Annotated in this window: 12 protein-coding genes; 5 read left to right on the top strand and 7 right to left on the bottom strand. The window is 40.7% G+C overall.

All coding sequences use genetic code 11. The features are described from left to right. Positions 1-37: 37 nt before the first annotated feature. A complete protein-coding gene (locus tag P2W82_RS23500) occupies positions 38-403 on the top strand; it encodes a hypothetical protein (RefSeq protein WP_336518406.1) in 366 nt (121 codons plus the stop codon). Then, positions 393-1,997, top strand: coding sequence for a L,D-transpeptidase family protein (locus P2W82_RS23505; RefSeq protein ID WP_336518407.1), 1,605 nt, complete (start codon positions 393-395; stop codon positions 1,995-1,997). Before P2W82_RS23500 ends, P2W82_RS23505 begins: the two co-directional genes overlap by 11 nt. Here the strand turns inward: P2W82_RS23505 and P2W82_RS23510 are convergent. The 5 genes from P2W82_RS23510 to P2W82_RS23530 form a co-directional block, all read right to left on the bottom strand. Beyond that, positions 1,994-3,052: a response regulator gene (locus tag P2W82_RS23510; protein WP_336518408.1), complete on the bottom strand. Its 1,059-nt coding sequence runs from the start codon at positions 3,050-3,052 to the stop codon at positions 1,994-1,996. The two genes, P2W82_RS23505 and P2W82_RS23510, sit on opposite strands and share 4 nt — an antisense overlap. Beyond that, positions 3,049-4,647 carry a sensor histidine kinase gene (locus tag P2W82_RS23515; protein ID WP_336518409.1) on the bottom strand — a complete coding sequence of 533 codons (1,599 nt, stop codon included), beginning with the start codon at positions 4,645-4,647 and terminating at the stop codon, positions 3,049-3,051. The genes P2W82_RS23510 and P2W82_RS23515 overlap by 4 nt, the downstream gene beginning before the upstream one ends. 142 nt (positions 4,648-4,789) lie before the next feature. Further along, a complete protein-coding gene (ppsA, locus tag P2W82_RS23520; protein ID WP_336518410.1) occupies positions 4,790-7,219 on the bottom strand; it encodes a phosphoenolpyruvate synthase in 2,430 nt (809 codons plus the stop codon). A 14-nt stretch (positions 7,220-7,233) separates the two neighbouring features. Then, positions 7,234-8,052 carry a universal stress protein gene (locus tag P2W82_RS23525; protein ID WP_336518411.1) on the bottom strand — a complete coding sequence of 273 codons (819 nt, stop codon included), beginning with the start codon at positions 8,050-8,052 and terminating at the stop codon, positions 7,234-7,236. 15 nt (positions 8,053-8,067) lie between these two features. Continuing rightward, entirely contained in the window at positions 8,068-9,156 is a 1,089-nt protein-coding gene (locus P2W82_RS23530) for a baeRF3 domain-containing protein (RefSeq protein ID WP_336518412.1), read from the bottom strand. 261 nt (positions 9,157-9,417) lie between these two features. On the opposite strand from P2W82_RS23530, the gene P2W82_RS23535 reads away from it, so the two are divergent. Next, on the top strand, positions 9,418-10,245 hold the full coding sequence (locus P2W82_RS23535) for a hypothetical protein (protein ID WP_336518413.1): 828 nt from the start codon (positions 9,418-9,420) through the stop codon (positions 10,243-10,245). Here P2W82_RS23535 and P2W82_RS23540 read toward each other — a convergent pair. Both P2W82_RS23540 and P2W82_RS23545 read right to left on the bottom strand, forming a co-directional pair. After that, entirely contained in the window at positions 10,242-10,997 is a 756-nt protein-coding gene (locus P2W82_RS23540; RefSeq protein ID WP_336518414.1) for an outer membrane beta-barrel protein, read from the bottom strand. The two genes, P2W82_RS23535 and P2W82_RS23540, sit on opposite strands and share 4 nt — an antisense overlap. 71 nt (positions 10,998-11,068) lie before the next feature. Continuing rightward, positions 11,069-11,743, bottom strand: coding sequence for a BON domain-containing protein (locus P2W82_RS23545; protein WP_336518415.1), 675 nt, complete (start codon positions 11,741-11,743; stop codon positions 11,069-11,071). A gap of 245 nt (positions 11,744-11,988) precedes the next feature. On the opposite strand from P2W82_RS23545, the gene P2W82_RS23550 reads away from it, so the two are divergent. Together P2W82_RS23550 and mgtA are read left to right on the top strand one after the other, a co-directional pair. Then, a complete protein-coding gene (locus P2W82_RS23550; protein ID WP_336518416.1) occupies positions 11,989-12,255 on the top strand; it encodes a zinc ribbon domain-containing protein in 267 nt (88 codons plus the stop codon). A gap of 80 nt (positions 12,256-12,335) precedes the next feature. Further along, positions 12,336-14,897: a magnesium-translocating P-type ATPase gene (mgtA, locus tag P2W82_RS23555; protein ID WP_336518417.1), complete on the top strand. Its 2,562-nt coding sequence runs from the start codon at positions 12,336-12,338 to the stop codon at positions 14,895-14,897. Positions 14,898-14,924: the final 27 nt, after the last annotated feature.

The raw sequence follows: 14,924 nt of genomic DNA on the forward strand, positions 1-14,924 counted from the left end.
AAGAACATCCTAAAGAACATCCCTTGAAAATCGTAAAATGAAAATCAGCTATGAGCAGATAATTTCCGGGATCATTGCCTGCGAAAGTGAAGTTCAGGCGATGACCGAGGAAAATATAAATAACAAGCTCCTGCTTTCGGCTCTGCTATCAAAAAATATGAATAAAAATAACCTGAACATTGCAGAGGAATTTCAAAATAATTTCATCAGTAATGATGAACTGATCAAAGACTTAAAAACTGATATTACGACATTAACACGGAATACACAGTCGAATCCAGGAAACATCATTGAAAATATTGAAAGACTTGAGCAAATAAAACAAAGAATCAGGATCCTTCAGTTTGATTGCTGGCAGCTGAAGTACAAATTTAAAAATTATTTATCGGGCTATGCAAAATGATGCCAGGCATTTGTTGTTATATCTTTTTTTCCTTTTCAAGTCATTGGACCTTCATCCACAAATCAAACCAGATGAGATACGCCATTACTTTCAGGAAAGACAATCAAATGCTGAACTTTTAGAGATCTCCGGCATTGAAAAGTTCTACTCTTTACTTGATTTCCGGTTCGCATGGATAAATGGTGATAGCAGTCGTTCCTCTCTTGATACTATCTTCCGGCTAATTAAGCGATGTGATGAAGCCGGACTTGATCCCGCTGACTATCAACCCGGCTTTCTTGAAAATTTAATTCAGAAAAGAAACACCCTGCTCTCGAGATATGATTCTGTTTCGGCAGAAATACGTTTGACACAAATTATTTTACAATTCTGCTGTGATCTCGCATTTGGTAATTGTGCTCCGGAATTTCGATTCAATTCCCTGAAATATCAGGCAGACATATTTTTTCCTGCCGCAACATTGTCTCATTGCCTGTCGGCAAAGGTATTGTATAAACTAAAGGCACTGCTAACGCCTCCGGTTGCTGAGATTTTGATAATTGAGGAGCAGATTCAAAAACTGAATGCAATCATTTCATCACCTTTTTTTCATGAAGTAAAGATAATTTCCAGCCGACCAGATACAAGCAATACTGCGTTGATTCAAAAACTCTATCAATTGGGTGTTGTTAACATAATGCACGATTCTGTTTTGTCAGGAAGTTTAGCACAACCGATAAAAACAGCCCAACATAAGTTCAATATTCCGGCGGACGGCATCTTAACATCAATAACGTTAAAGGAATTTAATATTCCAATCCATATCAGGCTGCAACAGCTGAAACTATCTGTAAATTATTATCGCTGGCTTTACCAGATCATCAGAAGTCAATCTGTGATTTTAGTCAACATTCCAGCATGCAATATGAAAGTATATAACGAAGATTCGCTTATAATGGAAATGCGAATGGTCGTTGGTAAAAAATCTACACCTACACCAACTTTAACTTCAAGGATAAAAAATGTTGTTCTTTATCCGTACTGGCATGTTCCACGCAAAATAGTTGTCAATGAACTTTTACCATCATTCAAAAGCAATCCTGCTGCTGTAGAAGCGGGCAATTTTCAAATACTTGATTTATCAGGTAATATCATTAACCCGTCAGGTATAAACTGGAGTAAGGTTAATGCAGATCATTTCCCATATATAGTCCGACAAAGCACAGGTTGCGAAAACGCACTTGGATTGCTGAAGCTTGAATTTTATAATCCTTTCGGTGTGTATTTACATGATACTCCTTTGAAATCGGCATTCATGCTGCGTAGAAGATTTTTCAGTCATGGTTGTATGAGAATGGAAATGCCGAAAGAACTGGGACGGCTTATATTGAAAAATCATGTGGAGGCCATTGATTCACTGGATCAGAAAGGATGTGTCAGAAATCAAGCCCCGATAATCATACCAGCTGATGATGAGATGGCAGTTGTCGTTTGGTATAATCCCGTCGGAATTGATGCAAAAGGAAGATTAATTTTTTTTGAAGATGTCTACCAAAAATTCTCGTGGGGGAAATATCGCGAAGCAGGAAACGCTTATATAATAACCAGGTCTTAGTTAGCCAGGTTTTCCAATTTCTTTTTATTGATTATGCGTATGATTCCGTTTTCAGAATCAATCAGTTTTTCATTCTTGAAATCTGAAAGTGTTCGGATAAGTGATTCGGTAGCGGTTCCTGCAACTGTAGCCAGACTTTCACGACTAATATCTATATCAAAAATTTCATCTTTTCTGTCCTGGTATTTTGACTGTATCATCAACAGGGCGTCTGCCACCTTTCTTCGCAACGAGTTATAAGCCAGTTTTAAAAGATGTTCCTCTTTTTCAGAGATATTTCGTGCCAGTAATTGGATAAATTTTCTTGCCACGTCCGGATTCTTGTCTATCAATTCATCAAAATCTTCTTTTGGAATAATGGCAAGTTCACATTCGTCAAGGGCTTCCGCAGTCTCCTTGTATAAAGAATTTTCGAGAAGTGCCAGATGCCCAACAAAATCGCCCGCATTATATAAGTCAACTACCAGTTCTTTCCCATCATCGTTTGTCTTGTAAGTCCTGACTTTACCTTTTACAAGATAGTAAAGTCTGTTTGGGTGATTACCTTCAGTATAGATGATCTGTTTTCTTTTGTACCGATTCAAATTTCTGCCTTCGACCAAATCTTCCAGTTTTTTCTTGCCCGAATTTGTATTCAATAAAGTTTGCATTCCTTCCAGGCCCTGGGTTAATTCTGTTTTTAATGCGTCTAACTTCTTCAGGCGACGATCAACAGCGTTCAGTAATTCTGTACCATCGAATGGTTTTGCCAGATAGTCATCAGCTCCCAGGTCCATACCTTTTCTGAAGTCCGATCTTTCCGTTCTTGCTGTCACGAAAATAAAAGGAATATTTTTTGTGGACTCATTACGCTGCAAGGCATGCAGAACGCCATATCCGTCCAGTTCAGGCATCATGATATCGCAGATGATCAAATCCGGAATAATTTCCAAAGCCTTCACTACGCCGATTTTACCATTCTCGGCCACCGCAACCTTATAATTTGAAAGCTCAAGAATTTCTGCAGTGTTACTCCTGATGTCTTCATTGTCTTCTATGACAAGGATCTTTTTCATACCAGATGCTCTTTATTAAATGTAATGGTGAATTCAGTCCCATAATCAAGTTCACTTCTGCATTTAACGGTGCCGTTCATTAATTCAGCATATTTGGCAACGAGGTGCAGTCCAAGCCCGGTACCCTGGATATTTGCAACATTTGTTCCACGAAAAAACCGCTCAGTTAAATGTTGCTGATCATTTTTTGAAATACCGATGCCGTTATCTTTAACTGATATGGTTACTGCCGATGTATTTGTCTCTATATTGATATTGATCACACCATCATCCGGCGAAAATTTGCTTGCATTTGAAATTAAATTCAAAATGATATGTTTCAGCAATGAAGCATCCATTTCTACCATTGGTGCTCCGGCATGTACCAGGTTGATCGTCTGCTGTTGTTTGAGGTTGTTTCTGATCTCTTCAATAGTAGTTAGCGCAAACTGATGGATATCGAATGCTGAATTCTTTACAACAATTTTTCCTTCTTCGATTTTCCCGACACAGAGAAAATCATTGAGAATATCAGTAAGCATATTTACCGATGATATAATACGCTTCAGGTGTTTTTCTCTTTTGAAGCGCTGTTCACCAGTGTTATATTGTTCGAGCAGATAAGCAGAGGACAAAATGGTACTTAATGGAGTGCGGAATTCATGCGACGCCATGGAAACAAATCGTGACTTCAGCTCTCCCAGTTCTTTTTCTTTTTCAAGTAACCTCGACAATTCATCTTTTGATTTTTCAAGTTGAGTAATAGCAGTTTTCAACTGTGCGGTTCTTTGGTCAACAGTTTCTTCAAGATCATCGTTTAGCTTTTTGATTTCCAACTCGGATTTTTTTCTTATAGAAATGTCGCTGACAAAAGCAATAATGTTATGGTTTCCATTCCGTTTATAACTGCTCAGACTAACCTCAACCGGAAATTCAGTTCCATTTTTTTTAATAGCATACAGATCTATTCCTACGCCCATCGGACGGCTCTTCGGATTGCGCGCATACTGAGTACGATGGATGACATGATTCGAATGAAATCTGGATGGAATAAGCAATTCGATATTTGCACCGACAAGCTCATTTTTTTTATACTTAAAAAGAGATTCGGCAAACTTATTTACTGCTACAATTTTCCCCTGATCATTTGCTTCAATTATTCCCATACTCGCATGTTCCAAAATAGCCCGATACCTTTTTCTGTCCTGCGAAATTTTTAATTCCGTTTCTTTTATACTATCGATCGGATCTAAAATAAAAAGTAAAAAAGTCTTCCGCTTACTTACAAAAGCCCGAATTGTCAGGTCAACCCAGAAACTTTTTCCTGTTAACGAAATGAATTCGGTCTGTTCTCTGTAAACTCCATGACCTTCTGCTTCGCCTACGCGGAAAAGTAACTCATTATTGCCTAGCGGCGGTTTACGACGAAGCGCAAAATCAGTAATTGAAAGCTTCGACCGGCTGTCGATGCCGAACATACTGCACAACGACGCATTACAAAAAATAACTTCTCCGCTGCTTTTCTCAATAATTGCGGCGCCCTCTTTGATTCCATTGGAAAGCGCAACCAGTAAATCGCTTCCCGGGATGCTTATATCGTGTAGCTTATCGCGCATGCCTGTCTTACAGGTATAGTGCGCTTAATCTACGATTCAAGCATTAATTTCTTCCTATTTTACTGTAATATTTAAGTCATTAGCTTCGACCAGAAGGATGTCTTTTATGATTGAGGGTAAGACATCCTATAAAAAAAATATATTAAGTAGGCGCCAATTCATTTGTGTAAGAAATCTTAGAGATTTGTTCAACATTTGCAAATTCATTTCCAGCCGCTTTATTTATATTGGCAATTCCTTTCAACAAAGAGTCAGGGGTAAAAGAAATACTGTCAATCCCCTGACTGACAAGAAAGGATGCGAATTCAGGCAGATCACTGGGCGCCTGGCCGCATAATCCGATCTTTGAACCGGCTGCTTTCGCCTTGGAAATTACTGAGGAAATCATTTCTTTCACAGCTTCATTTTCTTCGCTGAACAAGTCATTGATTATGGAAGAATCACGATCAACACCCAGTATTAACTGTGTAAGATCATTCGAGCCGATGGAAAAGCCATCAAAAACTTCGGCAAATTTTTCAGCAAGGATGGCATTACTTGGAATTTCCGCCATCACGTACACCTCAAGGTTATTCCGCCCGCGCTCCAATCCGGAATTTTTCATTACTGCAATTACTTTTTTTCCTTCTTCTACAGTCCTGCAGAATGGTATCATCACTTTTACATTGCTCAATCCCATTTCGTCCCTCACCCTTTTGATAGCTTCGCATTCCAGCCTGAACCCTTCGCGATAAAGATCATTATAATACCGGGAGGCGCCGCGAAAACCGAGCATGGGATTTTCTTCTTTGGGTTCAAAATCTCTTCCACCAATCAGCATCGCGTACTCATTTGTTTTGAAATCACTCATTCTGACAATTACATCCTTTGGATAAAATGCAGCGCCGATGGTCGCTATACCCTCTGATAATTTCTCTATGAAATACATGGATTTATTTACATGCCCCGATGTAATGTTGTTTATCTCATTAACCACGTTCAGATCTTTTATCTGGTCAAACTTTACAAGCGCCATCGGATGAATTTTCACAGCATGTGTAATGATAAATTCCATACGGAGCAGCCCGACTCCATCATTCGGATAAAAGGAAAGGCGGAAAGCCTGGTCAGGATCAGCGATAATGAACATGGCCTTTGTTTTTTCCGACTTTCTGATAAGGCTGAGATCCACGGTTTCTTCTCTGAACTTTAATTCTCCCTCATACACATAACCCGTTTTACCTTCTCCGCAGGAAACGGTAATGATTTGGCCATCAACAATACTTTCTGTTGCGTCGCCACATCCAACAATTGCAGGAACACCCAGTTCACGCGCAACAATAGATGCATGACTGGTTCTCCCACCCTTATCAGTAATGATTGCCCCGGCATTCTTCAGTATCGGATCCCAATCCGGACTCGTGAGTTCGGTTATGAGGATTTCACCCGGCGCAAGTTTATCGGCGTCGGATGGCGAATGTAAAATCCTGGCTTTACCGGATTTTATCTGCGCACCCACCGCTTCTCCCTTTGCCAGCATTTTACCACGTTCAAGCAAATGATATTCCCGGACGCGCAAAGGATTCTTCCGGGAATGAACCGTTTCGGGTCTTGCCTGTATGATAAAAAGTTTGCCGCTGATACCGTCTTTCGCCCATTCGATATCCATTGACTTCCCATAATGTTCCTCAATGATCAGGGCCCATTGAGCCAGTTTTACAATTTCAGAATCTGTCAAAACAAATCTCTCCCGCATTTCCTTCTCCGTAGTCGTGTTGACGACCGGCATATCTTCAGTCGTTCCGTAAATCATTGTTTTAGCTTTTTCACCCAGCTTTTTTTGTATGATGGGGAATTTGTTCAGCTTCAACGTCGGCTTGAATACAAAAAACTCATCGGGAATTACGGTTCCCTGAACAATATTTTCGCCCAGACCCCACACACCACTGATATGGATAATATCCCGAAAGCCCGTTTCAGGCTCCAGGGTAAAAATTACACCGGAACAAGCCTGGTCCGACCTGACCATAAGCTGTACACCAACTGACAACGAAACTCCGTCATGAGCAAAGTGATTATCTTCCCGGTATTTTATCGCCCTGTCAGTATATAAAGAGACATAGCATTTTTTGATTGCCTTCAATAAAGATGGTACTCCTTTTATGTTCAGGAAGGATTCATGCTGACCAGCGAAACTGGCCTCAGGTAAATCTTCTGCAGTAGCACTGCTCCTCACTGCTACATCAAGCTGTCTGCTACCGCATAATTCTCTATATGCTTCTGCAATCTGCTTCTCAATATTTCCAGGTATTACTGCTTCTGACAATAGCTTTCGCGCAGCCGCCCCGATTTCTGTAAGATTGCTGAAACTGGTTCTATCCAGCCGGGATGTCAGCTCATGCAATGGAGAGTGTAATCTGTTATACGTAAGAAACTCTTCAAATGCAAAAGCAGTGGTGGCAAAACCGTCGGGTACCTTAATACCCTTGGAAGAAAGGTTAGAAAACATTTCCCCGAGGGACGAGTTTTTGCCTCCCACTGCACTAAGGTCAGCTTTATTGATTTCGGAAAATTTCCTGATGTATTGGTTCATAGACACCATATTACTTATTCGTGAATGGACAATACAGGTATTCTGGAATGAAGGACCAATTTTTTTGATTTGCGCGTATGAAAGATCTGGTCAAGGATATCGTGCCATTTAGGAACAACAATCAGGAGATCGAGGTCATTATATTCAGCGAATGTGGTGATACCTTTTACTAAATCAGGCTCGGTAATGAAATGAAATTTGGGATTCACTTCACCAAGCATGTTCTGAAGAACATCCGCTTCGCTAACAACGCCCTTGTGCAAATGATCGCGTACGATATATAGTACATGCAGTTCTGCTTCAAACTCCTGAACCAGGGAGATAACGTCACTGACATGCACAGCATCTTCCACATGCTCAAAATCGCAGGCCAGGCCAATCTTTTTGAATTTTTTGAAATGTGCATCGCGGGGCACAATGATTAATGGCCAGTGAATTCTTTTTAATGCAGCAACTGTTTTTCCCCCAAATAAGAAACGCTGAACAGCGCCCATGCCTTCCGCTCCCATAACTATGGCGAAAGGTTTTATTTTTTCAGCATATTCGGACAGAACACTTACTATATCACCCGGGAGGATTTCGGTTTGTATAATGATGGTTTCGTCTGTGCGACGGAGTAACCTTTCCTTCAGTTTCTCCATTCGTTGCCCGGCCTCATTGGTTAGCTGTTCAATATCATAAATAGCGACCGGTACCTCATTAACCGGAATTGGAATTGCATATGTATGTATGAGAATGAGCCTGGCACCTATCGCCCGTGCCATGTCTGCCGCATAGTTCACGGTGTCTATCGAAAGTTGAGAAAACTCTGTCGTGGCAATAATCGTTTTCATATAAAATAATTGCTATTAATAATATTTTATGAGTGCTATATGATCAAAATCCTTCAACAGGCCATCTTCAACAAACTCTACATCGCCACCACTCTCAAAAACAAATTGTATGATCTCATCGACCCGGTTTTCAATGGCGGGATATTTTTTTGAATGCCTTTCCTCTATATTATCCATCATCTTCACGTTATTGCTTTCGAAATAATTTGCCTCGACAACCAATAGCTTTCCTTTATGACCAGCGGCACTCTTCCACACATCAGTCATTCCCGATACCAGTTGTTTTCTGTTTGCCGCTTCGTTCAACTGATTCAACAAATTCCTTTGCATTGCCATTTCCCATTCTGCAATCATCGGCTGTATTAATTTGGTGATTTCAGGAAGTGTAGCTTCTTCATAATTTCCATGTATATAATCGATGATTTCTTCGGAATGCTTTGATAGCGATTTAAAATGGCCATAGATCCTTCGGGGAGCAACAATAAACAGAGGAAGCCGATATGTGTTAAGCAACATACCCAGGGTATGATCAATAGCATGAAGAAATTTTTCCAAAACGATATCGTGATGTGCGTGAGGATCTGAAAAATTTGCAACCCGCTCTGGTGTGTCGGCAATTTGTTCGGCAAATGAGTCAATATTGACGGATGATAGTTTTGTGAGAGAATATTTATCGCCAAGTAGAACTCTGGCCTCATTTCCTCCAAAGAGCAACAGAAGAAATTGCTGTGTTCTTTTCTTATTGTAAATGATATCACGAACTTTAAAAGTGTCACCAACAAAAACTTTCTTTTCTATCGGAATGTCCAGATAAATAACCTTTTCGTATGCAGGCGAAACATGCACCACGATGCTTTTTTTACTTGTGCTAAAGTTCAAACCGGCAAAAACAGAGTTCAGTTTTTCACTCATCAGCTGCACAACTACAGGAGAATATTGCTGAGCAAGCTCCTCTTCCACCTGCTTTTTTACATCAGACAATGATTTTAAAATATCTTCTTTTTTTGTTGTTGCAGGTTCGAAATCAGAAAAAATCGAAATAGCCGGATGGTGAAAAGGATTAGAAAACAATTCGGGCATTCCTGGAAGCTTTGCTGTATGCATCTGATAAGTTTTAAACAAATCTATCTACCACCGTTACTTTAAAACCCTGATTTTCGTCACCGGCTGGTTTGATAGTGCTCAGTTACGAGGGTACAAAAAGTATCCCGATCTGTTAACAGGGGGCAAAAAATGATCATTTTAAATACTGAAGGCGTGAAACCGGAAGCGATACACAAAAATGACCACAATCATATTTTTCGCTGAAGACCATCAGTAATTACAGGTGAAGTGTAATCTAGATTCGGGACTTAATTACTGGTTATGAAAAAAATAATCGTCGCTTTTGATGGGGCAAATTATCCCGAAACTGCTCTTCAGTTTTTAGTTGAATTAAATAATAAAAATCCGATACTGGCAGTAGGAGCATTTATGCCTCAGACAACTTTATCCACCTTGTGGATTGAAACGGGTGGAAGTGCAAATGGCCCTGACTTTATCCCCTATGTTGCGGAAGATGTTGGTGATATTATACGAACCAACGTCAGGCATTTTGAAAACTTTTGTACTGATCACAATATTGAATATCGGGTCCACCGCGATTTTTTTGATTTTACCATCCAGGAATTGAAGAAGGAGTCAAGATTTGCAGACCTGGTGATGATATGCAGTGGCACATTCTATGCGCATATGGGAGACGATCCAAATGTCTTCCTTACTGAAGCATTGCGGGAAGTGGAGTGCCCTGTGATAGTCCTTCCTGAAGAGTACAGTTTCCCCACAGCAAATATACTTGCATACGACGGGACCGCATCATCAGTTTATTCAATCAAGATGTTCGCCTATCTTTTTCCGGAGCTGGCAACAAATCCCACAACGATTGTTTATGCAGATCGTGATTTTAATGAGCCGATACCCGATGCACTGAATATTCATGAGCTTGCGGCGAGACATTTCGACAATCTGACGTTGTTTAAACTTCCAGCTGATCCGAAAAAATATTTCGGCACCTGGCTTCTGGAACACAATGCCTCAATAGTTGTTTGCGGTGCTTATGGCGGAAGGGCATTCAGTCGTCTTTTTCATAAAAGCTTCAGCATTGAAATGCTGAAGGAGCAGCGGTTGCCTGTTTTCATTGCGCATAACCGTTAGTTTGCTCCCTGGTTTATAATAAATTGATAACCGACGGACAGCGTAAAGGATCCTGTCTTGTCATTCCCATTCGTTTCCGAATCCTTCCATATATTGGTCAGCCCAATGGTGGTTCGCCCGTCTAGAACGACCCGGCCTTTTCCTGCGGTGAACGTAATGCCGGCACCTCCTTCAATACCAAAGTTGAATTGACTGATTTTCTCATGTATGTTCACCGATTCATCAAATTTCAAAGTTCCACTATAAGGACCAGTTGAGAAGGCCTGTGTCTTCCCATCTGCATCTCCATAAATCAGACTGCTGCCGTTAAGATCTGTTTTAGCACGCACCAGTGTTGAAAGAAATGGACCAAAACAAAAAAAATATTTTAGGCGGGTACCCAGTTCGAGTTTTGCCAATGCACTTAGATTTATGTAATTCAGTCTGAGAGTACTATGAACATCAGCAAACAACTTCTGGTTGCCCGAAACCGGAATATCCGGCCGGAATGCAGATATTTCGAGTATCCCGTCCCGTTGCCCACCTTGTGTTAACCAGGAAATTTCCGGTTGAATATACAGTACATTTCCAACCTGCTGCACGTAAAAGGCAGTCCCATAAAATGACGCGATCGAGTTATAGCCAGGGCTATCCCTGCTGTCACCTGAAATTCCTGATATTGTAATTCCGGAGCGTAACCCGATCGCTTTTTTTTGTGCGACCGCACTGATCATGGTGGGAAAAATAAACAGACTGAAAATAATTTTTTTCACATTTAATTGAGTCTTTTCTGCCAATAAAAAAGCCACCTTTTACAAGGCAGCTTTGCGAATGTAGTCACGACCTAATCTTCGTAGGAAAATTCCGGCTCCTCAATTTCAAGCCTGTCGTCAACCCCCGTTACGCCAGGTGCGCTCCATGCCGCATGTTCGGCATCTTCCCGCTCTGAAGAAGATCGCACGCGACCTTTCAATACAACCTTGTCCCCAACGGTTTCCACTTTGATTTTGTCCGCATCAATGGACGCAGTTCTTTTTAAGGCAGCTACAATTTTTTCATGAACATCCCTGGCAACCACATGAGGTTTAATTTTGATGTAGTTAATTACAGCTTTTACACCTACCAGGTTTTCAATGGCAATTTTCGCACTTGCTCTTTGGTATTCCCAGTCAACTTCACCGTCGAGATATACATTCCCATTCTCAACTTTGATCGTTACTTTTTCGTCAGGTACACTGGAATGCCATTTTAATGCAGCTACCGCGGCTTCCGCTACTTCAGCGTCTGTTTTGGCCAGGAAAGGAGATACACCAAAAGTCATGTCGTCGGCTAATGCCTTTACTCCGGCAATTTTCAACGCATCTTTTTCCGCTGCGATTTTCTTTGCATAGCTATCCACCTGGCCGGAGAGAGTAACAATCCCTCTTTTAACAGCTACACCGATTTCGGCGGAATTCAGCAATGGATCCCATTTTAATTCATCCATAACGTCTTTTTGAATCTGAATATCACTTTTCATGATTGATGATTTTTAGGTAAATAATTTTTAATTCCGGTATGCTTTAAACGATCGAATCTATAAACCTGTATTACCTGAATGCAATGACAGCAGTCAACAGTATCGCTGATTGATCTCATTATCTACCTGAACTCCTTAAAAGAACTTCAACCTGTCTATTCTGTTTTTATCAACTGATAATTGGTCATTTAGTCGAATGATTCCAATTATTATCAATTTCCTGATACACTTTAATGTTAAAAAAAATGACAGCAGAAAAACTTTGCCAGAGTTGTACCTACCCGATTGATAATATCGAGGACCGCGGTACGGAGAAAGATGGCTCGAAGAGCAACCTGTATTGTAAATATTGCTATCAGAATGGCGAATTCACTGATCCGGATATGACCCTGCAGCGAATGATCGGTATTGCTACATCTGAAATGAAGAAACAACATCTGTCTAAAGAGCTGATTTCACAGACTACTGATATGCTCCCGGGTCTTCTGCGCTGGAAAGTAAAAAGCACATAAACGACAGCACAACTTCCTGAATTTATGCTTATCCATTCAGTCGGAATTATTCAATTATTAATATTAATGGATCATCGGCCATGGAGTACCAGACTCTTTCCGGAATGCCATTGGAATCCCTTTTTATACAACTGAATACGTCAACCGACGGGCTAACGTCTGAAGAGGCAACCAATAGATTGAAAAAAAATCCTGTTCCCGGGCACTCTAACAAATTTTATAAAAACCTGCATCTTCTCGTACGCCAGTTCACCAGCCCGTTAACGCTGCTCCTTGTGGTTGCCGTTGTCATTTCCTCGTTGCTGAATGAATACTCAGACAGCCTGATTATTTTGTTGATCCTTCTTGCATCAGGCATGTTAGGATTCTGGCAGGAAGTAAAAGCAGGTAATGCCGCAGACAGATTAAGAAACATGGTGAAGATGAAACACACCGTTTTGCGCGATAAACGGTTTGTTCAAGTCATTTCAGACAAAATTGTACCGGGTGATATGATCATCCTGGATGCCGGCGACATGATTCCGGGCGATTGCAGGATAATTGAGTCTGATGAACTGCATGTCAATGAAACTGCACTGACAGGAGAACCATTGCCTGTCGCAAAAATAGCCGGTCATTACACAGGAACCGATCTGAAACATAAGAACACTAACTGCTTATGGAAAGGAACTAATGTTATAAGCGGAACTGCAAAAGCTTTGGTGGTATATACAGGTTCCGATACCATGCTTGGCAGAATAATTAAAACCATAGATCAATCTTCTGCAACTGCGTTTGAAAAAGACATCAGCAGGTATGGTGTTTTTTTATTGAAAGTCTCTGTTGTATTATCTGCAATAATTTTGATTGTTAACCTGTTATTTCAAAAATCGATTGTAGAATCGCTTTTGTTTTCACTCGCCCTGGCTGTCGGCATGGCACCGGAATTACTTCCCGCAATTATCAGTCTGTCAATGTCCGTAGGTGCAAAAAACCTGATGAAGAAAAAAGTAATCGTTAAAAAACTGACATCTGTCTTCAACCTGGGTGAAGCTACAATTCTTTGTACTGATAAAACAGGAACAATTACTGAAGGAAAAATGAACGTAAAATCATTTGTCGACGCAGCAGGTAATCCCGATGAATCGATCGGCGTGTATGCGTCATTGAATTCGGTATTTCAACAGGGGTACACCAATCCTATTGATCTTGCAATTACTTCGCTTAGCCTGGATATTTCAGGTTACCGCAAAACGGATGAAATACCATTTGATTTCAACAGGAAAAGAATCAGTATTGCTGTTCAACATCTGGACGAACATTTTTTTGTCACGAAAGGGGCTTTCAAAGAGGTGCTGGAAATCTGCAGTGATGTTCAGATATCGCCTGGCGTGTGCAAATCTTTAACTGAGGAATTCAGGGGCACACTACAAAAACAATTCACATCGTGGAGCGGGGAAGGATATCGTATTCTTGGGCTGGCAACAAAGAAGATGTCATCTCTGTCCATTAGCCGGGCGGACGAAAAGGAAATGACTTTCCTGGGATTTATTCTGATGGAAGATCCATTGAAAAAAAATATCCAGGAGTCAATAAAAAACCTGAAATCCCTGAACATAAGTATTAAAATTATTTCAGGCGATAATCGTTTTGCAGCTGGTCATACAGCAAAACAGTTAGGCATCGAAAATCCGGTGATCATTTCCGGTGATGATCTCAGAAATCATGGGCTTTTATCCCTTAACTATATTGATGTATTTGCAGAAGTGGAACCGATGCAGAAAGAGCAGATAGTCAAAGCGCTTCAGAAATCAGGTGCAACCGTGGCTTATATCGGAGATGGAATCAATGACGTGTCAGCCATCAACGCAGCCGATGTAGGAATTTCCACCGACAACGCCGTTGATGTCGCAAAGGATGCGGCTGATTTCATTCTGCTCGAAAAAGACTTATCGGTATTAGCAGATGGAATTTATGAGGGGCGAAAGTGTTTTGCAAATTCTATAAAGTACATTTTAATTACAACGGGTGCAACCTTTGGAAATATGTTTAGTCTGTCGATTACTTCTTTTTTCCTCCGGTTCCTCCCCATGCTTCCCAAACAAATACTCCTGACAAATTTCATTACCGATATGCCTTTCCTGGCGATTGCATCGGATCATGTAGACAGGGAATCAGTTTCAAATCCAGCCATCTGGGATCTTAAAACAGTCAGGAAGTTTATGATTGTGTTTGGGATCCACAGCTCCCTGTTTGACATGGCTACGTTTTTTATTTTTTATTTCTTATTCAGGTTGAATGAACCATTGTTTCAAACGACTTGGTTTCTCGAATCGGTCATTTCAGAAATATTGTTGTTGTTCATAATCAGAACCAAAGGACCTTTGCTCAGCAGCAAACCGGGAACACTCCTGATTATTACGAGCCTGGCTGCTTTATGTTTACTTATCTTATCTGTCCTTATTCCTGCGGCAAATTATCTGATGGGATTTGTGTACCCCGGGAATCTGAATCTTACTATTGTAGCGCTTATTTTATTGGCGTATGTCATCAGCGGAGAAATGTTAAAAAAATGGTTTCTGAAACACACTGGCCAGACCCCGGTCCATCATACGGAAATTTCTGTATCTCCACAAATCGCCGTAAATATTAGTGCTGAATGATTTTTTAACAGCAATGCGGAAAGTGAG

It is taken from the genome of Pollutibacter soli (assembly GCA_029269725.1).
GTDB classification, from domain to species: domain Bacteria; phylum Bacteroidota; class Bacteroidia; order Chitinophagales; family Chitinophagaceae; genus Pollutibacter; species Pollutibacter soli.